This is a genomic window from Pseudomonas sp. yb_2 (genome assembly GCF_043103905.1).
GTDB classification, from domain to species: domain Bacteria; phylum Pseudomonadota; class Gammaproteobacteria; order Pseudomonadales; family Pseudomonadaceae; genus Aquipseudomonas; species Aquipseudomonas alloputida.
In genome coordinates, this window is record NZ_JBICKH010000025.1 from 21,148 (window position 1) to 42,897 (window position 21,750).

Annotated in this window: 23 protein-coding genes; 7 read left to right on the forward strand and 16 right to left on the reverse strand. The window is 62.3% G+C overall.

Annotated features, from left to right (window positions below; all coding sequences use genetic code 11):
• Positions 1-17: 17 nt before the first annotated feature.
• Complete coding sequence (locus ACF8FB_RS05330) at positions 18-497, reverse strand: RNA pyrophosphohydrolase (protein ID WP_003249017.1); 480 nt, start codon at positions 495-497, stop codon at positions 18-20.
• Between the two features lie 141 nt (positions 498-638).
• Here ACF8FB_RS05330 and ACF8FB_RS05335 point away from each other — a divergent pair, with 141 nt between their 5' ends.
• Positions 639-1,295, forward strand: coding sequence for an HAD family phosphatase (locus ACF8FB_RS05335; RefSeq protein WP_010955680.1), 657 nt, complete (start codon positions 639-641; stop codon positions 1,293-1,295).
• 130 nt (positions 1,296-1,425) lie between these two features.
• On the opposite strand, the gene ACF8FB_RS05340 is transcribed toward ACF8FB_RS05335, so the two are convergent.
• Together ACF8FB_RS05340 and ilvA are read right to left on the reverse strand one after the other, a co-directional pair.
• Positions 1,426-1,851: a DUF2269 domain-containing protein gene (locus ACF8FB_RS05340; RefSeq protein ID WP_010955681.1), complete on the reverse strand. Its 426-nt coding sequence runs from the start codon at positions 1,849-1,851 to the stop codon at positions 1,426-1,428.
• Positions 1,852-1,998: 147 nt separating this feature from the next.
• On the reverse strand, positions 1,999-3,513 hold the full coding sequence (gene ilvA, locus ACF8FB_RS05345) for a threonine ammonia-lyase, biosynthetic (protein ID WP_010955682.1): 1,515 nt from the start codon (positions 3,511-3,513) through the stop codon (positions 1,999-2,001).
• Between the two features lie 133 nt (positions 3,514-3,646).
• Between ilvA and rpiA the strand changes: the two genes are divergently transcribed.
• Positions 3,647-4,321 (forward strand): ribose-5-phosphate isomerase RpiA, encoded by a 675-nt coding sequence (gene rpiA, locus ACF8FB_RS05350; RefSeq protein WP_003249004.1) that lies wholly within the window; start codon positions 3,647-3,649, stop codon positions 4,319-4,321.
• 104 nt (positions 4,322-4,425) lie between these two features.
• Here the strand turns inward: rpiA and ACF8FB_RS05355 are convergent, their stop codons facing one another.
• From ACF8FB_RS05355 to ACF8FB_RS05370, 4 genes are all read right to left on the reverse strand, one after another.
• Positions 4,426-5,328: an SdiA-regulated domain-containing protein gene (locus tag ACF8FB_RS05355; protein WP_010955683.1), complete on the reverse strand. Its 903-nt coding sequence runs from the start codon at positions 5,326-5,328 to the stop codon at positions 4,426-4,428.
• A gap of 90 nt (positions 5,329-5,418) precedes the next feature.
• Positions 5,419-6,339 carry an SdiA-regulated domain-containing protein gene (locus ACF8FB_RS05360; RefSeq protein ID WP_350298459.1) on the reverse strand — a complete coding sequence of 307 codons (921 nt, stop codon included), beginning with the start codon at positions 6,337-6,339 and terminating at the stop codon, positions 5,419-5,421.
• Between the two features lie 182 nt (positions 6,340-6,521).
• Positions 6,522-7,187 (reverse strand): fumarylacetoacetate hydrolase family protein, encoded by a 666-nt coding sequence (locus ACF8FB_RS05365; protein ID WP_010955685.1) that lies wholly within the window; start codon positions 7,185-7,187, stop codon positions 6,522-6,524.
• Positions 7,188-7,213: 26 nt separating this feature from the next.
• Positions 7,214-8,611 carry an FAD-binding oxidoreductase gene (locus tag ACF8FB_RS05370; protein ID WP_392511102.1) on the reverse strand — a complete coding sequence of 466 codons (1,398 nt, stop codon included), beginning with the start codon at positions 8,609-8,611 and terminating at the stop codon, positions 7,214-7,216.
• Between the two features lie 171 nt (positions 8,612-8,782).
• Here ACF8FB_RS05370 and serA point away from each other — a divergent pair, with 171 nt between their 5' ends.
• Entirely contained in the window at positions 8,783-10,012 is a 1,230-nt protein-coding gene (gene serA, locus ACF8FB_RS05375) for a phosphoglycerate dehydrogenase (RefSeq protein WP_003248995.1), read from the forward strand.
• Between the two features lie 47 nt (positions 10,013-10,059).
• On the opposite strand, the gene ACF8FB_RS05380 is transcribed toward serA, so the two are convergent.
• Positions 10,060-10,536: a DUF4399 domain-containing protein gene (locus tag ACF8FB_RS05380; protein WP_010955687.1), complete on the reverse strand. Its 477-nt coding sequence runs from the start codon at positions 10,534-10,536 to the stop codon at positions 10,060-10,062.
• Between the two features lie 223 nt (positions 10,537-10,759).
• Here ACF8FB_RS05380 and ACF8FB_RS05385 point away from each other — a divergent pair, with 223 nt between their 5' ends.
• Positions 10,760-11,248 carry a transporter substrate-binding domain-containing protein gene (locus ACF8FB_RS05385; protein WP_104886929.1) on the forward strand — a complete coding sequence of 163 codons (489 nt, stop codon included), beginning with the start codon at positions 10,760-10,762 and terminating at the stop codon, positions 11,246-11,248.
• Positions 11,249-11,367: 119 nt separating this feature from the next.
• Here ACF8FB_RS05385 and ACF8FB_RS05390 read toward each other — a convergent pair whose 3' ends face one another.
• Both ACF8FB_RS05390 and ACF8FB_RS05395 read right to left on the reverse strand, forming a co-directional pair.
• A complete protein-coding gene (locus ACF8FB_RS05390; protein WP_350298458.1) occupies positions 11,368-11,871 on the reverse strand; it encodes a DUF523 domain-containing protein in 504 nt (167 codons plus the stop codon).
• The gene (locus ACF8FB_RS05395) at positions 11,858-12,490 is read right to left on the reverse strand and encodes a 2OG-Fe(II) oxygenase (protein ID WP_049588366.1); all 633 of its coding nucleotides are present in this window, start codon (positions 12,488-12,490) and stop codon (positions 11,858-11,860) included. Before ACF8FB_RS05395 ends, ACF8FB_RS05390 begins: the two co-directional genes overlap by 14 nt.
• 113 nt (positions 12,491-12,603) lie before the next feature.
• On the opposite strand from ACF8FB_RS05395, the gene ACF8FB_RS05400 reads away from it, so the two are divergent.
• Positions 12,604-13,356 carry a DUF2059 domain-containing protein gene (locus ACF8FB_RS05400; protein ID WP_010955691.1) on the forward strand — a complete coding sequence of 251 codons (753 nt, stop codon included), beginning with the start codon at positions 12,604-12,606 and terminating at the stop codon, positions 13,354-13,356.
• Here ACF8FB_RS05400 and ACF8FB_RS05405 read toward each other — a convergent pair whose 3' ends face one another.
• The gene (locus tag ACF8FB_RS05405; RefSeq protein WP_049588323.1) at positions 13,357-14,283 is read right to left on the reverse strand and encodes an alpha/beta hydrolase; all 927 of its coding nucleotides are present in this window, start codon (positions 14,281-14,283) and stop codon (positions 13,357-13,359) included. It lies immediately after the preceding gene.
• Positions 14,284-14,425: 142 nt separating this feature from the next.
• Here ACF8FB_RS05405 and ACF8FB_RS05410 point away from each other — a divergent pair, with 142 nt between their 5' ends.
• Positions 14,426-14,995: a DUF6436 domain-containing protein gene (locus tag ACF8FB_RS05410; RefSeq protein ID WP_010955693.1), complete on the forward strand. Its 570-nt coding sequence runs from the start codon at positions 14,426-14,428 to the stop codon at positions 14,993-14,995.
• Here ACF8FB_RS05410 and ACF8FB_RS05415 read toward each other — a convergent pair.
• Positions 14,974-15,540, reverse strand: coding sequence for a sugar O-acetyltransferase (locus tag ACF8FB_RS05415; protein WP_004575846.1), 567 nt, complete (start codon positions 15,538-15,540; stop codon positions 14,974-14,976). The two genes, ACF8FB_RS05410 and ACF8FB_RS05415, sit on opposite strands and share 22 nt — an antisense overlap.
• An 86-nt stretch (positions 15,541-15,626) precedes the next feature.
• Here ACF8FB_RS05415 and ACF8FB_RS05420 point away from each other — a divergent pair, with 86 nt between their 5' ends.
• Entirely contained in the window at positions 15,627-17,993 is a 2,367-nt protein-coding gene (locus ACF8FB_RS05420) for a penicillin acylase family protein (RefSeq protein WP_392511103.1), read from the forward strand.
• Between the two features lie 119 nt (positions 17,994-18,112).
• Here the strand turns inward: ACF8FB_RS05420 and ACF8FB_RS05425 are convergent, their stop codons facing one another.
• From ACF8FB_RS05425 to ACF8FB_RS05440, 4 genes are all read right to left on the reverse strand, one after another.
• Positions 18,113-18,898 carry a MetQ/NlpA family ABC transporter substrate-binding protein gene (locus ACF8FB_RS05425; RefSeq protein WP_010955695.1) on the reverse strand — a complete coding sequence of 262 codons (786 nt, stop codon included), beginning with the start codon at positions 18,896-18,898 and terminating at the stop codon, positions 18,113-18,115.
• A 175-nt stretch (positions 18,899-19,073) separates the two neighbouring features.
• The gene (locus ACF8FB_RS05430; RefSeq protein WP_010955696.1) at positions 19,074-19,904 is read right to left on the reverse strand and encodes a sigma 54-interacting transcriptional regulator; all 831 of its coding nucleotides are present in this window, start codon (positions 19,902-19,904) and stop codon (positions 19,074-19,076) included.
• Positions 19,905-19,968: 64 nt separating this feature from the next.
• On the reverse strand, positions 19,969-20,550 hold the full coding sequence (locus ACF8FB_RS05435) for an alpha/beta hydrolase (RefSeq protein ID WP_010955697.1): 582 nt from the start codon (positions 20,548-20,550) through the stop codon (positions 19,969-19,971).
• A gap of 210 nt (positions 20,551-20,760) precedes the next feature.
• Complete coding sequence (locus ACF8FB_RS05440) at positions 20,761-21,750, reverse strand: sulfate/molybdate ABC transporter ATP-binding protein (protein WP_003248965.1); 990 nt, start codon at positions 21,748-21,750, stop codon at positions 20,761-20,763.

Genomic DNA, 21,750 nt, shown 5'->3' on the forward strand with positions numbered 1-21,750 from the left:
GGGGTCGAACTCCGTCGTCAGTCGCGCGTCAACAGACGCGGTGCTAGCTCTTTCAGGGCGCGCCGGTACACCTCGCGCTTGAATGTCACAACCTGGCCCAGCGGATACCAATAGCTCACCCAGCGCCAACCGTCGAATTCCGGCTTGCCGGTCAGGTCCATCCGCACCCGTTGTTCGTTGCTCACCAGGCGCAGCAGGAACCACTTCTGCTTCTGGCCGATGCACAGCGGCTGGCTGTGGGTACGTACCAATCGCTGGGGTAAACGATAACGCAACCAGCCACGGGTGCAGGCAAGAATTTCTACATCGTCGCGTTCAAGGCCAACTTCTTCGTTCAGCTCGCGGTACAGGGCGTCTTCCGGCGTCTCGTCAGGGTTGATACCACCCTGGGGGAATTGCCAGGCATCCTGGTTGATCCGTCGAGCCCATAGCACCTGCCCGGCATCATTCGTGAGAATGATCCCGACATTGGGGCGAAAACCATCCGGGTCGATCACGGCAGCAACCTCGCAAACGCATGTCAACGCATTGTTCCACAAAGCTTGCGAGCGCAGCAACGCGCCCGCCAAGCTTATGTGCAGCTGCGTGAAAACTCCGTATTCTGCGGGCCTACCCTGTGGCTGATGCGAGTGACCGCGATGCGCCTGGCTTTATTCGACCTGGACAATACCCTCCTCGGTGGCGACAGCGACCATGCCTGGGGTGACTATCTTTGCGAGCGCGGCATTCTCGACCCGGTCGCCTACAAGCAACGCAACGACAGCTTCTACCAGGATTACCTCAATGGCACCCTGGACCTGCAGGCCTACCTGGCCTTTTCCATGGAGATCCTGGCGGCAACACCCATGGCCCGGCTCGACGAGTGGCACCGCGACTTCATGCGCGACTGCATCGAGCCCATCGTCCTGCCCAAGGCCCTGGCCTTGCTGCAGCAGCACCGCGAGGCGGGCGACCAGCTGGTGATCATCACCGCTACCAACCGCTTCGTCACCGCACCGATCGCCCGGCGCCTGGGGGTGCGGGTGTTGCTGGCAACCGAATGCGAGGTGCGCGACGGCCGCTACACCGGGCGTAGTACCGATATACCGTGTTTCCGTGAAGGCAAAGTGACGCGGCTGGAGCGCTGGATGCTGGAGAACGGCTTTGATCTTGAGGACAGCTACTTCTACAGCGACTCGATGAATGACCTGCCGTTGTTGCAGCGGGTGACGCATGCAGTGGCAGTGGACCCGGCCCCGGACCTGCGGGCCGAGGCGGATAAGCGTGGGTGGCCGGTGATCTCGCTGCGGGATTGAGGTTTTCCCGTGCCGGTCTTTTCGCGGGCACGCCCGCTCCCACAGGAATCACCACAGGCCTTGAGGGCTGCGCTGTACCTGTAGGAGCGGGCTCACCCGCGAATAGGCCGGCACAATCAGCACAAGGCTGTCAGACCGGCTTGGCCCCCATCAGCCCGGCAATGGACAGGAAGCAAACCCCACTGAATACCGCCAGCGCCAGGGTAAACCGCAACCCTACCACCTCGGCCTTGCGCAGCCGGTTCAGCCGCACCAGCAGCCACCACACGGCAAACGCGCCAAATGTATAGATGACACTGGATGCCAACACCCAGGTCTGCCCCAGTGGCCAGCCCACCAGGTGTACCAGCCACCAGCCGGTGAACGGCATGCTCACCAGGCACAGGCCCATCACCAACCAGACGAACACCAACGGCCGGCGCAGCAGCTTGGCGTAGGCTTCGGCATCGCCCTGACGGCGAGCGCGCCAGGTCCAGATCGCCAGGCCCAGGGCGCCCAGAAACAGCAGCGCGGTGGCGATGATGTGCAGGGTCTTGAGCGTGGTCAGGTGTTCCATCTCTCGGTCGTCCTTAAACTGGCATTTTGCGGTAGCTTCTTCGCGGGCTTACCCGCTCCTGCCAAGGTATCTCAGGCCTTGAGGCCTGCGCAGTACCTGTGGGAGCGGGCAAGCCCGCGAAAGGGCCATCAGCCCTAGCTTAGCCGCTCAGCCCAGGAACAGTTTGTAGGCCGGGTTTTCGGTCTCGTCCCAGTACGGGTAACCGATCTTGGCCAGCGCTGCCGGCACCAGGTGACGTTCGTCCTCCGGCACCTGCAGCCCCGCCACCACGCGCCCGTCAGCCGCGCCATGGTTGCGGTAGTGGAACATCGAGATGTTCCAGCGCCCGCCCAGCTTGTTGAGGAAGTTGAACAGTGCCCCTGGCCGCTCGGGGAATTCGAAGCGCAGCACCATTTCGTCGCTGGCACCGGCCGAGTGGCCGCCGACCATATGACGAATATGCAGCTTGGCCAATTCGTTGTCGGTCAGATCGGTAACCGGGAAGCCCTGTTCGGTCAGTTGCTGCACCAGCGCCGCGCGCGGGTCGTTTTCCGGGTGGGTCTGCACCCCAACGAAGATATGCGCTTCGTCAGAGGTGTGCTTGCGGTAGTTGAACTCGGTGATCTGACGCTTGCCGATAGCCTCGCAGAAGGCCTTGAAGCTACCCGGGCGCTCAGGGATGGTCACGGCGATGATCGCCTCGCGCTTTTCACCCAGCTCGGCACGTTCGGCCACATGGCGCAGGCGATCGAAATTGACGTTGGCACCGGAGTCGATGGCCACCAAGGTCTGGCCGCTGACGCCGTATAGCTCGACGTACTTCTTGATGCCCGCCACACCCAGCGCGCCAGCAGGCTCGGTGATCGAGCGGGTATCGTCGTAGATATCCTTGATTGCTGCGCAGATTTCATCGGTACTGACAGTGACGACTTCGTCCACATGGTGGCGGCAGATATCGAAGGTGTGCTGGCCAATCTGCGCCACCGCCACGCCATCGGCGAACAGCCCGACCTGCGGCAGCACCACACGCTCACCGGCAGCCATGGCCGCCTGCAGGCAGTTGGAATCGTCCGGCTCGACACCGATTATCTTGATTTCCGGGCGCAGGTACTTCACATAGGCAGCAATGCCGGCGATCAGGCCGCCACCGCCCACCGGCACAAAGATCGCATCCAGCCGGCCAGGGTGCTGGCGCAGGATTTCCATGGCGACGGTGCCCTGCCCGGCGATGGTGTGCGGATCGTCGTAAGGGTGAACGTAGACGAAGCCCTTTTCATCGACCAGTTTCAGCGAATAGGCCAGTGCCTCAGGGAACGAGTCGCCATGCAGCACCACCTTGCCACCGCGCGAGCGCACGCCTTCGACCTTGATCTCCGGAGTGGTCTTGGGCATCACGATGGTGGCCTTGATGCCCATTTCACGCGCGGCCAGGGCCAGGCCTTGGGCGTGGTTGCCGGCAGAGGCGGTCACCACCCCGCGGGCCAGTTCTTCCGGGCTCAGCTGGGCCAGCTTGTTATACGCGCCGCGGATCTTGAACGAGAATACTGGCTGCAGGTCTTCGCGCTTGAGCAGAATCTGGTTGCCCAGGCGCTTGCTCAGCTGCCCGGCGCTCTGCAACGGGGTTTCGACGGCAACGTCATAGACGCGCGAGGTGAGGATCTTCTTGACGTACTGTTCGAGCATCGGGAAAGCATCACTGGGCCGCGGGACGAGGGCTGGGAGTCTACCCCAGCGCTACGTCGGGCGACCACAGCAAAGCCGTGCGAGCCGTTATACTAGGCAACTTTGAAACCGCCCTGCCCCTTCCGGAGCCCGCATGACCCAGGACCAACTCAAACAGGCCGTCGCCCAGGCCGCTGTCGACTTCATTCTGCCCAAGCTGGATGAAAAGAGCGTCGTAGGCGTCGGTACCGGTTCGACCGCCAACTTCTTCATCGATGCCCTGGCTCAGCACAAGACCGCGTTCGACGGCGCAGTCGCCAGCTCCGAAGCCACTGCCCAGCGCCTGAAGGGCCATGGCATCCCGGTCTACGAACTGAACAGCGTAAGCGAGCTTGAGTTTTACGTGGACGGTGCCGACGAGAGCGACGCACACCTGCACCTGATCAAGGGCGGCGGCGCAGCGCTGACCCGCGAAAAGATCGTCGCGGCCGTGGCCAAGACCTTCATCTGCATCGCCGACGGCAGCAAGCTGGTGCCGGTACTGGGGGCCTTCCCGCTGCCGGTCGAAGTGATCCCCATGGCCCGCAGTCACGTGGCGCGTCAGCTGGTGAAGCTGGGTGGCGACCCGGTGTACCGTGAAGGCGTGGTCACCGACAACGGCAACGTGATCCTGGATGTGTACAACCTGCAGATCACCAACCCGGTGGAGCTGGAAGCGCAGATCAACGCCATCGTCGGCGTGGTGACCAACGGCCTGTTCGCGGCGCGGCCGGCGGATCTGCTGCTGCTGGGCACCGCTGAAGGCGTGAAGAGCCTGAAGGCCGAGTAAAACCCTTCGCGGGTAAACCCGCTCCTACAAGGTACCCCACCGGCCTGGAACCGTGGCGATCCCTGTAGGAGCGGGTTTACCCGCGAACAGGCCCTGACAGGCGATCAGTCAGTCGGCTGCTTGAACACATAGAACAGGTTCGGCTCACTGACCAGGTAAATGGTCCCCGCTTCATCCATCGCAATCCCCTCCGCCTGCGGCACCGTCGCCTGCAACCCCTGGAAACCCTTGCGCAACGACAAGGTACTCAGCGGCTGGCCCTGTACATCCAGCTCCAGCACCAACCGCGACTCGTCCGACAATGCCAGCAAATGCCCGCTGCGTTCATCGAACTGCAAGCTCGACAAATCCCGCACAAACAACCGTGAATCGCGCTTGCGGTCCTGCACCACATGCACGGCGTAGGGCTTCTCCGGATTGTCATGCGGGAAGCCATGCACCTCATAGATCAGCATCGGGTCACGCTCCTTCGCCACGAACAGGCGCTTGCCCGCCGAATCGTACGCCAGGCCCTCGAAGCCTTTGTTGCCATTGAGGCCAATACCCAACGTCAGCTGTTCGGCATCACCGGCATCGAGAAACATCGTGTCGTCTTCCAGCCGTACGCGAATCAGCCGTTGCTGACGCTCGTCGGTGATCACATAGCTGTTTGGCCCAACGTACTCAACAGCCTCCGGGTCGCCGAAGCCAGTCAGCGGCACACGGCGCAGGATACGGCCATCCAGCGACAGCTCGATCAGCTCCGAACGGGCGTTGGTGACCGTGAAGAGGGTTTTGCGGTCGGGGTCGTAGGTCAGCGCCGAAATGTCATCATCCAGCCCTTCGATCGGTTGCGCCTCCAGCACCACCCGGTAGCGATCCAGGCCAATGCTGCGCTCCACAGGCTGCCACCAGGTCTTGAGATTGAACCAGCCACGCTCGAACAGGCGAAACTCCTGCCCGGCCCAGCCAAGCAGCAGCAGAGCAAGGGCAGCCAGAACAAGGAACAGGCGAACAAAACGACGCATAGGGACAGACTCGACACAAGGATGGCGAATCTAATCATGAATGGCTGAAGCAAAGCTTAATGCAAGCGTCAGGCAATTCTGATGATGTTGTCAGTTCTTTTTGAATCGATAGAAAAGCGCCGGCTCGCTGACCATGTACAAGTTGCCCCTGTCGTCCATGGCCACCCCTTCAGCCCGCGGAATGGTGCCTTCAAGCCCGTTGAAGCCGCCCAGCAGCGTCATGAAGCTGACTTGCTGGCCCTGCTCGTCCAGCTCCAGCAGCATGTTGGAGTCGGCCGAAAGCACCAGCAAGTGGCCAGTACGCGGGTCGACACCCAGCGCAGACAGGTTGCGCAAGTCGAGTTCATCGCTAGGCAACGGCTGCTTCTCACCCTTGAGCGGGCTGCGGCCATCGGTGTTCCAGGTGTACAGCTTGGGCGGGCGCTCCTCGCCAATGATCAGGCGCTGGCGCAGCGGGTCCCAGGCGATGGCCTCGAAGCCCTTGTTGCTCTTGGCCGAAGGGCCCAGGTCGTGGCTCGGGAAGTCGTCGTGATTCAGTGCGGTGGTCTGCGCGTCCACCTTGACCACGGTCAGGTCATGCAGGCGCTCGTCGGTGATGGCCAGGTTGCCGTCTTCCAGCACCGCCACGCCTTCGGGGTTGTTCCAGCCGTTGAGCGGGATCTTGCGCAGTACATCGCCCTCCAGGCTCAGCTCGACCAGGAACGGGTTCTTGCCCATGACCGCGAACAGCGTGCGGGTCTGCGGGTTGAAGGCCACATCCGAGGCTTCATCATCGTCCATGCCCGGCAGCGGCTTGGCGTCGATGTCCACCTGGTAATCCGGCAGCCATACGCTTTCGCTGCGCTCGGCGGTGCTTTCGAAGCTTTCTTTTACCCACAGTGCACCGCGGTCATCCCAGTGCATGGCCACGGCCACGCCATAGCCAATCACCGCCGCCACGGCCAGGCCGAAGGGCCAGCGCAGGTAGAAGCGACGCTTGGGAGTTGCCGGGGCGCTGGAGGAGGATGGCATGCGGTGATCCTGGGAAAATGGGCGTAGGTGCGCGCATTATCCGGATTGGGTGTGAAAAATCGGTAAACAGGGCCGGCCTCTTCGCCGGTAAACCCGTGCCCAAGGTACTGCACAGTATTCAAGGCCCTGTGCAACCCCTGTAGGAGCGGGTTTACCCGCGAAGAAAGCGACGCGGTTTCGAGTCAAAGCACCCGGCTTTCGAAGCGGCTCACACCCGGCAGCTCCAGCACCAGCTCGTCACCGACATTGAACGGCCCGACGCCGGCCGGGGTACCGGTGAGGATCACATCCCCCGCTTGTAGCGAGAAATGCGCTGCCATGTACTGAATCATCGGCACGATCGGGTTCAGCATCATCGCGCTATTACCATCCTGGCGTACTTCGCCGTTCACGGTCAGGCGCACCGGGATGTCTGTCACGTCCTCGAAGCTGGCGGCCGAGACGAACGGTGGCAGCACGCAAGCGCCGTCAAAGCACTTGGCCAGCTCCCAGGGCAGCCCCTTTTCCTTCAGTTTGGCCTGCACGTCGCGCAGGGTCAGGTCCAGCGCCGGTGCGTAACCGGAAATGGCGTCCAGCACCTCTTCCTCGCTCGGGTGGGTCGACAGCGGCTTGCCCAGCAGCACGGCGATTTCAACCTCATAGTGCACCGACCCGCGCTCGGCCGGGATCTTGAAGCCACCTTCGGCCGGCACCACGCAGCTGCCTGGCTTGATGAACAGCAGCGGCTCGGTGGGGATCGGGTTGTCCAGTTCCTTGGCATGCTCGGCATAGTTACGGCCGATGCACACCACCTTGCCCAAGGGGAAGTGAATGCGCGTGCCGTCTACGTACTGGTGCTGGTAACTCATGGCCGACTCCTTCTGGATACTGCTTTTTATTCAGGTGCGAAGATCTTACCCGGATTCATGATGCCGTTAGGGTCGAACACGGCCTTTATTGCCTTCATGCAGGCGATTTCTTCGGGGGAACGGCTGTAGCCCAGGTAGTCGCGCTTGGTCATGCCCACGCCATGCTCGGCAGAAATCGACCCGTTGTAACGCTCGACGATCTCGAACACCCACTTGTTGACCTTGGCACACGAAGCGAAGAAGTCGTCCTTGCTCATATGCTCAGGCTTGAGGATGTTCAGGTGCAGGTTGCCGTCACCAATATGGCCGTACCACACCACTTCATAGTCCGGATAATGTTCAGAGACGATGGCGTCGATATCGCGCAGGAACGCAGGCACTTTCGAGACGGTGACGGAAATGTCGTTCTTGTACGGTGTCCAGTGCGAAATGGTTTCCGACAGGTACTCGCGCAGCTTCCACAGGTTTTTCAGCTGGGTTTCGCTCTGGCTCATCACCCCATCCAGCACCCAACCCTGCTCGACGCAGTGCTCGAAGGTAGCCAATGCTTCGTTGGCCACGTCTTCAGTGCTGGCCTCGAACTCAAGCAGCGCATAGAACGGGCAATCCGTCGCGAAGGGCGCAGGCACATCGCCGCGGGCGAGGATCTTGGCCAACCCCTTGTCGGAGAAGAACTCGAAAGCGGTCAGGTCCAGCTTGCCCTGGAAGGCGTGCAGCACCGGCATGATCGAGTCGAAGTCCGGTGTGCCCAGCACCATGGCGGTGAGGTTGCGCGGTGCGCGGTCCAGGCGCATGGTGGCCTCGACCACGAAGCCCAGCGTACCCTCGGCACCAATGAACAGCTGGCGCAGGTCGTAGCCGGTGGCGTTCTTGATCAGGTCTTTGTTCAGCTCCAGCAACTCGCCCTTGCCGGTGACCACTTTCAGCCCGGCCACCCAGTTGCGGGTCATACCGTAACGAATCACCTTGATCCCGCCGGCGTTGGTGCCGATATTGCCGCCAATCTGGCTGGAACCGCTGGAAGCGAAGTCCACCGGGTAATAAAGGCCTTGCTCTTCGGCGTAGGTTTGCAGCTGGCGGGTGACGACCCCTGGCTGGCAAACCACAGTACGGTCGTAAGCATTGAAGCCAAGGATCTGGTTCATGTAGTCGAAGGCGACGACAACCTCGCCATTGGCCGCCACGGCGCCGGCAGAAAGCCCGGTGCGCCCGCCAGAGGGCACCAGCGCCACCTTGTGCGCATTGGCCCAGTGCACAATGGCTTGCACCTGTTCTATCGTTTTGGGAAAGACGATGGCGCTGGGCGCAGGCGGGTAATGCTTGGTCCAGTCCTTGCCATACGCTTCGAGGGAAACCGGGTCAGTCAGGACCTTGCCAGGGTCGACAAGGGTCATCAGTTCTTCAATAACAGCGGGATGGGTCATCGCTGGAACTCTCGACTTATTCATGGTCACCCTGAGCACTCTTCACCTGTCGGGATAAGCTCAGATTGTGTCGCGTATGCTAGCATAGCCCTCCCGCTGTTCATGCTAAGGCTGCCCTCGCGCCTGGCATCACCCCTCGCCAATTTATCTCCGGGATACAGGTTTACGCAGATGAGCAAGACTTCTCTCGACAAGAGCAAGATCCGGTTCCTTCTTCTTGAAGGTGTGCACCAGAACGCGGTCGATACCCTCAAGGCCGCCGGCTACACCAACATCGAATACCTCACTGGTTCGTTGCCGGAAGCCGAGCTGAAGGAAAAGATCGCCGATGCCCACTTCATCGGCATCCGTTCGCGTACCCAGCTCACCGAAGAGATCTTCGACTGTGCCAAGAAACTGGTCGCAGTTGGCTGCTTCTGCATCGGCACCAACCAGGTTGACCTGGAAGCTGCCCGCGCGCGCGGTATCGCCGTGTTCAACGCGCCATACTCCAACACCCGCTCGGTGGCCGAGCTGGTACTGGCCGAAGCCATCCTGCTGCTGCGCGGCATCCCAGAGAAGAACGCCTCCTGCCACCGTGGCGGCTGGATCAAGAGCGCGGCCAACTCGTTCGAAATCCGCGGCAAGAAACTGGGCATCGTCGGCTACGGCTCGATTGGTACCCAGCTTTCGGTACTGGCTGAGAACATGGGCATGCAGGTGTACTTCTTCGACCCGCTGACCAAGCTGCCACTGGGCAACGCCGTGCAGGTCACCAGCCTGAACGAGCTGCTGGGCCTGGCTGACATCGTCTCGCTGCACGTGCCTGAGCTGCCATCCACCCAGTGGATGATCGGCGAGAAGGAAATCCGCTCGATGAAGAAGGGCGCGATCCTGATCAACGCCGCCCGTGGCACCGTGGTCGAGCTGGACCACCTGGCCGCTGCCATCAAGGACAAGCACCTGATCGGCGCCGCCATCGACGTGTTCCCGGTCGAGCCACGCTCCAACGACGAAGAGTTCGAGAGCCCGCTGCGCGGCCTCGACAACGTGATCCTGACGCCGCACATTGGTGGTTCCACCGCCGAAGCCCAGGCCAACATCGGCCTGGAAGTGGCCGAGAAACTGGTCAAGTACAGCGACAACGGTACCTCGGTGTCCTCGGTCAACTTCCCGGAAGTGGCCCTGCCAGCGCACCCAGGCAAACACCGTCTGCTGCACATTCACGAAAACATCCCGGGCGTGCTCAGCGAGATCAACAAGGTCTTCGCCGAGAACGGTATCAACATCTCCGGTCAGTTCCTGCAGACCAACGAGAAAGTCGGTTACGTGGTAATCGATGTTGACGCCGAGTACTCGGACCTGGCGCAGGAAAAACTGCAACAGGTCAAAGGCACCATCCGTTCGCGCGTCCTGTTCTAAGGTCGCTGGCGGTATGAAAAAGGGAGGCCCTGGTGGCCTCCCTTTTTTTATTTCACTTCAACCGTGATCTTCTTCGACTCGACGCTAGGCTTGAATGGCACATGATACTGGTCACCCAGAATCAGTTGCAGGGTGTGCTTGCCCGGGGTCAGGGTAATGCTGGTTTCGGTCTGTGCCTTGCCGAAGTGCAGCACTTGCGGTCCCTTCGGCAGTGCGACGCCGGCCTCTGGCATCAGGCTGGTCGGCAGCGGCATGTCAGCCACCGGCTCTTTGTCGACATCCACCAGCAGATGGTGGTGCCCGGTGTGCGGGGTTTGGTCACCCGCAGGTTTGAGGCCCATACCCTCGATACCGAACTTGACGGTGAAGGTCTTGTCGACCGTGGCACCATCGGCGGGGGAAACGATGAAGACCTTCGCCTCCTTGGGCGGCTCCTGGCTCTTCAGGGCGTCTGCGGCACTGGCGAACACCGACGCTCCCATCAGCAGACCGGCAACGGCAGCACGCGAAAATAGGCTGTTCATTCACTTCTCCTGTGGTTCACTTATTGACCGCAGCCTGTCATCCAAACGCGGCGGTAGTTCACCTTAGTTGAAATAACCGCCAAGGTGTTCACATTGCCTGACAGAAATATTTCCGTCAGGGTTAAACAATGCCGAGGCTTGAAGGTCATAGGCTGCGCTCGATCACGGCGAGGAAGAAAGCCGTGGCGATCGATTTCAAACTGCTAAAAGAAAAGGGGCATACATGCGTTCGACCATAGGGGTACTGCTGGCAGTACTGATCAGTCCATTGGCTCAGGCGGAGCTGATCGACGAAATCGCCGACCGGGGCGAACTGCGCATTGCCGTACAGGCCGAGAACTCGCCATACGCCTTCAAGCAAGACGACCACCTGACAGGTTTCGACATCGAATTTGGCCAGGCCCTGGCCAAGGAACTGGATTTGCGCGCCGAGTTCGTCGAAGCCCCGGCTACCGAAGTGCTGGCGGGTGTCGAGAGTGGCAAGTACGACATCACATTCACCCCGTCGAGTGAATCGCTCACAGGCGACGGCCCGCTCGATGTAAGCCTGCCGATTGGCGAGAAGAAGCTGGTGATCCCGTTCCAGAAGGACAACCCGGCTTTTGAAAGTGCCGTAAACAATGCGTTGCAACGTTTGAAAGACAGTGGCCGGACTGCCGAACTTGAGCAGAAGTGGTTCAAGGGTGTGCAGGAGACTGCAGGCGGGCAGTAAGGTCTTGTTTGCAACCTGTGCTGGCCTCTTCGCGGGTAAACCCGATCCTACGGCGGCCTAGGTCCAACCCTCGACGTGTGTCCATCAGCGGGTTCACCCGCGAAAGGGCCGGCACAGGTTCAAGCAGATATATCAGCCAAAGCCCGCTGCGCCTGGTCCAGTTCCAGCTCGCTGAACACCTGCACTCCCGCCCGCCGCAGCAGCGCCGTGGTTACCCCTTCCCCCGCCACTTTCACACCACTGAAGGTGCCATCATAGGTCAACCGGTTGCCACACGAAGGGCTGCCAGACTTCAGCACCGCTACACGAATGCCATGCTGCCGCACCAGTTCCAGCGCCAACTGCGCTCCGGCCAGAAACGCGGCACTGACATCTTCACCCGTCACTGTCAGCACCTGTGTGTCACCCTCGAGCACTGCGCTGCCCTGCCCTCCCGGGATCTCCGCTGGCGGCCGTGGTGTCGGCAAGCCGCCTGCTACCTCGGGGCACAACGGCACCACGTGCCCTTCGGCCTGCCACTGCTGCAACAAATCGGGATGGCCGCTGGCCCGGCCGTCATAGCGAACTGGCTGCCCCAACAGGCAGGCGCTCACCAGCACCTTGGGCCTATCAGAACGGGTCATTGCCACGCCGCCTGAACCAGCCGGTCAATGACAGCCGCTCACGCCCGGCCGGCAGTACTTCGTGAGGCACTTCGCCCGACAGGAATACCACCAGGCAACCGGCCACTGGCTCGACATCGTGCTCGACACCGTCGGCCAGGAACATGCGCAACTGGCCACCGTCATGCGGTTGCCAGCCTTCATTGAGGTAAAGCACCGCCGAGACCATGCGCCGGTCATCGTCGCGAAAACGATCCAGGTGCCGGCGATAGAATGCCCCCGGTGGATACAGGGCAAAGTGGCATTCGAAGTCTTCCAGGCCCAGGAAAAGGCCTTGGTTGATTGCCAGGCGCAGCTGATCCATGGCCGCTAGGTACTGGTCGCAGGCCTCGGCCTGCCCCGGGTCGATCCACTGGATCTGGTCACCGCGAATGGTTTCGCGCACCTCCTGGGTAGCTCCCCGCCCAACCCCTGCGGGGTTGAGTTCGCCTTCGGCATCACGGCGCCGGCACTCGGCTGCAAGTGCGCGCACCAGGTCGGCAGGCAGAAAGTGCGCCTGCTGGGACCAGCCATGGGTGGCCAGATCGTCGACGACGGCCGCAAGCATCGGGTGTTCAGGGGATATGTGCATGGCGCGCATCATATCCATTCGCCCTGTCGCCGCACAGCGCCACTTGGCCGAGAAACACGCGGATATCTCGACAAACCGGCGCCGGGCCAAGGACAATAGCCACCTGCCGACAGGAGTCCTGAATGCGCCGTCTGTTTTCCCTGATTCTGCTGATGATCTGCACCATGCCTGTCTGGGCAGACAACCTGGATCAACTGTATAAGGCTGCCGGCTGGCCCGACCAGCGCGCCCACTTCAACGATGCCCTGACCGCTGCCCAGGAGCGCTACCGCAACAGTTTGCCACCCGCCGTGTACCAGGCGCTGGTCAACAACAGCAACCAGCGCTTCCAGGCCCAGGCGGTGGACCGTCGCGCCCAGGCAAAGCTGCGCGCCACCCTGGCCGACCCGGCACCAGCCCTGGCCTTCTTCCAGTCGCCGCTGGGGCGCAAAGTGGTGGCGGCCGAGCTCAAGGCCACCCGCAAGGACGAACTGGCCAAGAACGCCAAAGGCCTGCCCAAGATCCAGGCCAGCGACGATCGTCTGCTGATCATCGGCCACCTGGCCCAAGCCCTGCCTGCGCGGGAAGCCGGCGCCGAAGTCAGCCTTGCCATCGCCGGTGTAGCCGCCGACAGCCTCAGCTCGATGATCCCCGGCCTGTTCGGCGGCGGCCAGGCCCAGAGCCTGCTGGATGGCCAGCGCCAGCGGTTGATGGGGCAGATTGGCGAAGACCTGAACAACACCCTGCTGTACGTCTACCGCGACCTGTCCGATGCCGAGCTGGAAGCGTTCGCCACCTTTGCCGAGTCGCCCGAGGGCAAGGCTTACTACCAGGCGGCCCTGGCCGCTGTACGTGCCGGCCTGGCGGTTGGCCAGAGCACCAACGACCTGAAGTGATCAGCCCAGGCGCTGGTCGATGAAGTCGAAGTAGCGCTGGCGGATTCCCGGCAACTCGTTGGCCAGGTGGTGACGGGCTTCGGGCAGCATCAGGATCTGTGGCTCGGCAAACTTGGCCTTGAGCACTTCGAGGTTGTGGGGCCAGTCCACCGTGCCATCCGCCTCCCCCTGCACGATCAATGGCCGACGCGCACTGCGCGGCGCGGCCTCGATGCGTTTGACCCAGGCGATCAGTGCGCCCACCCAGGCCGTTGGCAGGCGACGCGGTTGCAGCGGGTCGGCCTCCAGGAACGGCAGAAAGGCCGGGTCGTTGGTGTTCTCACTGAAGCGCCGTTCGATGCCATTGACGAAGTGGCGCAGCACGCAATAACTGAACTTCGACCAACGCCAGGAACTTGGCCGCACCAGCGGGGCCAGCAGGATGACCTGGCCATCGACGGGGCTGCGTGCACCCTGGTGCAGCAGATGGTCCACGGCAATCGCCCCCCCCGTGCTCTGCCCACAAAGGTGCCACGGGTGCGGCAGTTGCAGCGTGTGCGCCTGTTCGAACAAGGCCTCCAGCACCTGCTGGTACACCGCGAAGTCAGTGATGCTGGCCCGCTCGCCGCTGGACAGGCCGTGGCCGGGCAGGTCACAGCTGATCACGGCGAAACCCTGCTTGAGTGCCCACTCGATCACATGTCGGTAGAGGCCCATGTGGTCGTAATAGCCGTGCAGCAGGAACAGCGTCGCGCTTGGCTGCTCGGGCAGCCATGCCTGCCCGACCAGGTCGAACCCCGCTGCCTGAAAGCTACCCAGCCAGCTGTGTGCCGGCAGGTTCAGGCCATAGAAGCGCTGGTAGTCCTGCGCTTGTGCCGACAGTGGCTGGCGAGTGGTGAACGGCGCCAGGCGGGTGCGCAGGCGGTCGGGGTGAAAGGCAGGGGGCATCGGGTACATCCACATTGATGCAAGTATTGATCTGGAATCTTCAGCTCTGGCCGGCGCCATGGCAAGCTTGCTCACCTCGAACAACCAGCATCGAACTAATTGCGGGAGCGGCCTTGTGTCGCGAAAGGGCCACCGACTCTTCATGAATAGCCGAATCATCAAACCGCTGTGCACGGTCATCGCCTTGTTGGTCGGCGCCGTAATCCTCTGGCAGGCCTACAGCGCCTTTCAGGCTCGCTACCTGCGCCCGTTCGACAACCAGGCCACGCTATTCGACGGCAGCCAGTTACAGCTACCTGCCGAGCTGGCCGGTGCTGGCCCGATCCGCGTCGTGCATTTCTGGGACCCGGCCTGCCCATGCAACGTCGGCAACCAACAGCACCTGGGCGACCTTATCAGCCAGTTCGCTGGCCACGACGTTACCTTCCATGTGCTGCAAAAACCCGGCAGCCACGGCCAGCTGCCGGCCAATATCGGCAGCTTGCAACCCATCACCCACCTGCCCGGCAGCGAGCACCTGCCTGCGTCCCCGGCCGTGGCCATCTGGGACCGGCAAGGCCGCCTGGCTTATTTTGGCCCCTACAGCGAAGGTGCCGTGTGCAACGCCAGCAACAGCTTCATCGAGCCAATCCTCAAGGCTTTGCTCGACGGCCGCCAGGTCAACGCCTCCAATACCCTGGCGGTAGGCTGCTACTGCCCTTGGTCGGGCTGACGGACCCTCGCCGGGTTACCCACCACCGTCGCGCCCGCGGGCACATCCCGGGTCACCACACTGCCGGCGCCGACGATGGCATTATCACCGATGGTCACCCCCGGCAGGATGATCGCCGCACCGCCAATCCACACGTTGTCGCCGATGGTTACCGGCCGCCCGCTCTCCAGCCCGCTGCGCCGCACTTCAGGATCGAGCGGATGGTCGGCGGTATAGATCTGCACGTTGGGACCGATCTGGCAGTCCTCGCCGATACGCACCGGCACCACGTCGAGGATCACGCAGTTGAAGTTCATGAAAGTATTACGGCCAACGCTGATGTTGTAGCCGTAGTCGCAATAGAACGGCGGGCGAATCACCGCGCCTTCGCCAACCTGGCCAAAGTGCTCCACAAGCAGCCCGTGGCGTGCGTCGTTGAGCAGTTCGACACTGTTGTTGTAGCGATGCATCCAGTGCTTGTTGGCGATCTGCTCGGCCTGTAGTTCAGGGCAGCCAGCGTGGTAGAGCTGGCCGGTGAGCATTTTGTGTTTTTCGCTGAGGGACATGGAAACTCCTTCCTGGGGCTATGCTCTGTTCGCGAATCCGCCGATGATCGGACCACATTTTTCGTTTGAATGCACAAGGAGTCTGAATGAAGCGCAGCCTGACCCTGCTGGCGGTGGTAGTCACCGTGGCCGCTGGCGCCTCCGGGTACTGGTACGTTCAGGGCAAGCTGCCGCAGCGCGAGGGCGAGGTCGCCGTTGCCGGCCTGCAAGCGCCGGTCAGCGTGCGCTACGACGCACGCGGCGTGCCACACCTGCAGGCACAGAGCGAGCCGGACCTTTACCGCGCACTGGGCTACGTGCATGCCCAGGACCGTTTGTTCCAGATGGAGATCCTACGCCGCCTGGCCCGTGGCGAACTGGCTGAGGTGCTCGGCGACAAGCTGCTGCCCACCGACACCCTGTTCCGTAGCCTGCGCATACGCGAGCAGGCCGCGCTGATGGCCAAGCGCCAGGATCCGCAGGCGCCGGCATGGCAGGCCCTGCAAGCCTACCTCGACGGGGTCAACAGTTGGCAGGCCAGCAACCCCAAGCCCACGGAATTCGACCTGCTCGGCATCACCCCGCGCCCGTTCACCGCCGAGGACACGTTGAGCATCGCCGGCTACCTGGCCTACAGTTTTGCCGCCGCGTTCCGCACCGAGCCTGCTCTGACCTACATCCGAGACCAGCTGGGGCCTGACTACCTGAAAATATTCGACCTTGGCTGGCAACCCGAGGGCGCACTGGGCACGCCACTGGCCGCTGCCGACTGGCAAAGCCTGGAAGCACTTGCGCGCTTAAGCGATGAGGCGCTGGGCGATGCCGGCATCCCGCAGTTCGAAGGCAGCAACGCCTGGGCGGTGGCGGGTAGCCGCACCCGCAGTGGCAAGCCGTTGCTGGCTGGCGACCCGCACATCAGCTTTGCCGTACCTGCGGTGTGGTACGAGGCCGAGCTGTCAGCGCCCGGCTTCAACCTCTACGGCTTTTTTCAGGCACTCAACCCATTCGCTCTGCTCGGCCACAACCGTGACTTCGGCTGGAGCCTGACCATGTTCCAGAACGACGACGTCGACCTGATCGCAGAAAAGACCAACCCTGCCAACGCTGACCAGGTCATGGTCGATGGCCAGTGGCGCACACTGGAAAAGACCGAGCAACAGATTGCAATCAAAGGCGAGCAACCGGTCACCATCAACCTGCGCCGCTCACCCCACGGGCCAATCGTCAACGAAGTCCTCGGCGCCACGGCAGGGGCCACGCCGATTGCCATGTGGTGGGCGTTCCTCGAAACCGAGAACCCGATCCTCGAAGGCTTCTACCAGCTCAATCGCGCCGACACCCTGGGCAAGATGCGCGAAGCGGCTGCCAAGGTGCAGGCGCCGGGGCTGAACTTCGTCTGGGCCAATGCCCGTGGCGATATCGGCTGGTGGGCGGCGGCGAAACTGCCGATTCGCCCGGACGGTGTGAACCCGGCGTTCATCCTCGACGGCGCCAGCAGCCAGGCCGACAAACCCGGCTTTTACCCCTTCAGCGTCAACCCGCAACAGGAGAATCCGGCCAGCGGTTATATCGTCTCGGCCAACTACCAGCCACCCGCCGTGGTGCCGATACCCGGCTACTACAACCTCGCCGACCGCGGCCGCCAGCTCGATCGCCAGCTGGCCAACCCGGAGGTGAAATGGGACATGCAGAACAGCCAGGCGCTGCAACTCGATACGGCCAGCGATTACGGCCCGCGCACCTTGGCACCGCTGCTAGCGACGTTGCGTCAGATCGCCCAGGGTGACGAGGAAGAGGAACTGGTCGAGCAGCTGGCTGCCTGGCGCGGCGACTATCCACTGGACTCAACCAGCGCCACGCTGTTCAACCAGTTCCTCTACGAGCTGGCCTATGCCGCGTTGCATGACGAATTGGGCGATATCTGGTTCCCGGTGCTGATCAGCACCCGTGCCATCGATGCTGCGCTGCCGCGCCTGGCCGCCGATGCCGAGTCGCCCTGGTGGAACACCCGCGGCGCCAACCAGCGCACTGACCGCAGCTCGATCGTGCGCGAAGCCTGGCAGAAGAGCCTTGGCCACTTGCGCGACACCCTCGGCAAGGACCCAGCCAGCTGGCAATGGGGCAAGGCCCATACCCTGACCCACAACCATCCGCTTGGGGTGAAAAAGCCGCTGAACCTGCTGTTCAACGTTGGGCCATTCGCCGCACCCGGTACCCATGAAGTGCCGAACAACCTCTCGGCGAAGATCAGCTCTGCGCCATGGCCGGTGACCTATGGGCCGTCGACGCGGCGGCTGATCGACTTTGCCGATGCCGGGCAGGCGCTGACCATCAACCCGGTCGGGCAGAGTGGCGTGCCGTTCGACCGGCATTACGCGGACCAGGCCGAGGGGTATGTGCAGGGGCAGTATCAGCGGGCGCAGATGGGGGTGATTCCGGCGCAAAGTACCTTACGGCTGGTACCCCCGAAGTAAGAGGCTGCTTTGCGGCCGCTTCGCAGCAAAAGGCTTCTACGGTGCTGTGCGGGCAGGGCTGAAGAAAAACGCCGACACAAGGTGTCGGCGTTGGCACATATCAGGCGTTGCTAGCGAAATCAGAACGCCGGCAGTACGGCACCTTGGTACTTCTTGGCAATGAATGCCTTGACTTCCGGGCTGGTCAGGGCCTTGGCCAGTTTCTGGATGGCCTCACTGTCCTTGTTGTCCGGGCGGGCCACCAGGAAGTTCACGTAAGGCGAGTCGGCACCTTCGATCACCAGTGCATCTTTAGCCGGGTTCAGGCCAGCTTCCAGGGCGTAGTTGGTGTTGATCATGTCCAGGTCGACCTGGTCCAGCACACGGGGCAGCATGGCCGACTCAAGCTCGCGGAACTTCAGCTTCTTCGGGTTCTCGGCGATATCCTTGGGGGTGGCCAGGGCATTCTTCGGGTCTTTCAAGGTAATCAGGCCGGCCTTCTGCAGCAGCAGCAGCGCACGGCCGCTGTTGCTGCCCTCGTTAGGGATGGCAACGGTTGCGCCTTCTTTCAGCTCGCTCAGGGCCTTGACCTTCTTCGAGTAGCCACCGAAGGGCTCTACGTGTACACCCACCACGGTTTCCAGGTGGGTGCCCTTGCCTTCGTTGAAGTTCTGCAGGTACGGCAGCGTCTGGAAGTAGTTGGCGTCCAGACGCTTCTGGTCCACCTGCACGTTCGGCTGCACGTAATCGGTGAAGACCTTGATCTGAAGGTCCACGCCTTCTTTTGCCAGGGTCGGCTTGATCAATTCGAGGATTTCGGCGTGCGGTACCGGGGTAGCGGCAACCACCAGTTTCTCGGCAGCAGCGGCCAGGCCGGAGAACGACAGGGCAGCAGCCAGGGCAGTGGTCAGCAGGGTCTTCTTCATGGTGGTCCTTGTTCTGAATCTGGGCCATCGACGATGGCGAATCGGGTGCCCAACCGGTTCACCAGTGGGCGTGAGGCGGACGATACCCAAATTTTTTATTCCGCAACAATATCTTTTACTTAGCTGCTTATTCCAAAAACAGAATTACATAAGCCTCCTTACTCAGGAGCGATATCTAACGTGCGGGGTCAGGCAGGTCGAGGTCTTCGGGCAGGATCTCTTCGCCGTCATTGACCAGCAATGCAAAGTGGATGACGTTCTCCAGTTCGCGGGTATTGCCGGGCCAGAAATGCCCCTCCAGAACCCGCTGCGCCGCCTCGCTCACCAAGGGCACAGGCCGTTGCAGGCGCACGCTGTAGATGCCCGCAAAGTACTCGGCCAGCGGCAGGATATCGCCCGGCCGCTCGCGCAGCGGCGGCAGTTCCAGCGCGCCCTCGCGCAAATACTGGTACAGGCGCTCGTTGAAGCGCCCTGCACGCACCACACGGGCCAGGTCGATGCTGGTGGCGGCTACCAGACGCACATCCACCGGCTGTGGCTGCTGCGCGCCCACCCGAGTGACCTCGCGGTTTTCCAGGGCCGCCAGCAGCTTGCCCTGGATGGCCAACGGCAAGTCGGCAATCTCGTCCAGGTACAAGGTGCCGCCGCTGGCCGAACCGAACCAGCCGGCGCGGCTGCTGGCCGTACCGCCATGGCTGCCGGCGCTATAGCCAAACAGCTCGGCATCGGCGTAGGTGGGGCTGATGGCCGCGCAGTTGACCGACACGAACAACCCTCCACGGTCGCTGGTACGGTGGATCTGCCGGGCCAGCAGCTCCTTGCCGGTGCCGGTTTCGCCACGGATCAGCACCGGCAAAGGTTGTGGCGCCAGGCGCTCAAGGTCCTCGCGCAGCTGCTGCGAGCGCGGGTCGATGAACACCAGCGCCTTGGCACGAATGCTCAGCGGGCTCTTGTCCAGCTCGGGAAAGGTCAGTAGCGGCTGGCCGAACGGGTTTTGAAACGTCATGACGAACTCCCGCCCCAGGCCCGTAATGGCCAGGCGTCAGGCAAAGGGTGAACAGTAAGGGCGATCAGGCGCGGCGCAGTGCGCGCTGCTCAATCCGGCTCTGCAGGCGATACAGGTAGGCGAAACCTTGTTCCCAGCGCTCATGACCGGACTTGACGTTGATGTGCCCGGCATTGCTCAGCAAACCCGCTTCGGCGCCCCATGCCTGGGCCAGGTACAGCGCCCGTGGCACGTTCACGGCTGGGTCGTTGTCCGAGCTGACAACCTGGCTAGGGAACGGCAGCACCTCGGTAGGGATCGGCGCAAAGTTGCGCAGCACGGGTGCGCACGTGGGCCGTTCGACATCTGCCGGCGCCACCAGCAGTGCACCACGCACCTGCCGTAGCAAGGCCGGGCTTGCCTGCGCTGCCCAATGGGCGACAGTGATGCAACCAAGGCTGTGGGCAATCAGGATCACCGGCGAGCGCTCGGCGGCAATCGCCTGCTCCAACGCGTGCACCCAGTCCTGCCGCTGCGGGGTGAGCCAGTCTTGCTGTTCAACCCGTGCACTGTTGGGCAGGGTGCGCTGCCAGTGACTCTGCCAATGGTTGTCTGGCGATCCTTGCCAACCCGGCACAATCAGGTAGCGAATCGACTCATTGCGCATGGGGACGCCTCCAGTAAGTTTGCGTGCTTGGAGACAAGTATAGGGAGGGCGAAATATTCGTAAAGGAATAAGAAGATATTTATTAATACCCATATTGCATAACAAGCAGGCTACAGCCACTCGCTTGAGAAAGGCTGTAAAGCTGCCCTGTCACGCGTTCAGGCAAGAAAAACCCGGGACCATGCCCGGGCTCTCTTTGCCTTGTGCGACTTAGATATCCGCCACCTTCTGCCACACCTTCGGCCGGAAGAACAACGTCTCTCCCCGCGCCAACCCGGTCAGGCTGTCATGGTCTTTCACCACTTCGGCCTCGATCAGCTCACTCTGCCCTTCCACCTTCAAGGTCACCCGCGTGGTTGCGCCCAACGGCCGAATGTCGCGCACCTCGGCCGCATGGTGCCCTTCGGTCTCGTGCCGCGACAGCGACACCTCGTGCGGGCGAAACAGCACGTGATGCCCTTCGCTCAAGGCCAGGCGGTTGGAGTCACCGAGGAAGTGGTAGACGAAATCGTTGGCCGGCTGATCGTACACTTCACCCGGCGAGCCGATCTGCTCGATCACGCCCTTGTTCATCACCACGATGCGGTCGGCTACTTCCATGGCTTCTTCCTGGTCGTGGGTAACGAACACCGACGTCAGGTTGATATCCTCGTGCAGCCGCGCCAGCCAGCGACGCAGCTCCTTGCGCACCTTGGCATCCAGCGCACCGAATGGCTCGTCCAGCAGCAGCACCTTCGGCTCCACCGCCAGGGCACGGGCCAGGGCGATACGCTGACGCTGGCCACCGGAAAGCTGCTCGGGGTAGCGGTCGGACAGCCAGTCCAGTTGCACCATGTTCAGCAGCTCATGCACCTTCTCGGCAATCTTGCTCTCGCTCGGGCGCTCGCCCTTGGGCTTCATGCGCAGGCCGAAGGCAACGTTGTCGAACACGCTCATGTGGCGGAACAGCGCGTAGTGCTGGAACACGAACCCGACGTTACGGTCACGCACATCATGGCCGGAAACGTCCTCGCCATGGAACACGATGTTGCCCTGGTCCGGGGTTTCCAGGCCGGCAATGATGCGCAGCAGGGTGGTCTTGCCACAGCCGGACGGGCCGAGCAAAGCCACCAGCTCGCCGCTGTTGATGTCCAGGTTGATAGCGTTCAGGGCCTGGAAGCTGTTGAAGCGCTTGCTGACGTTACGAACTTCGATCGACAT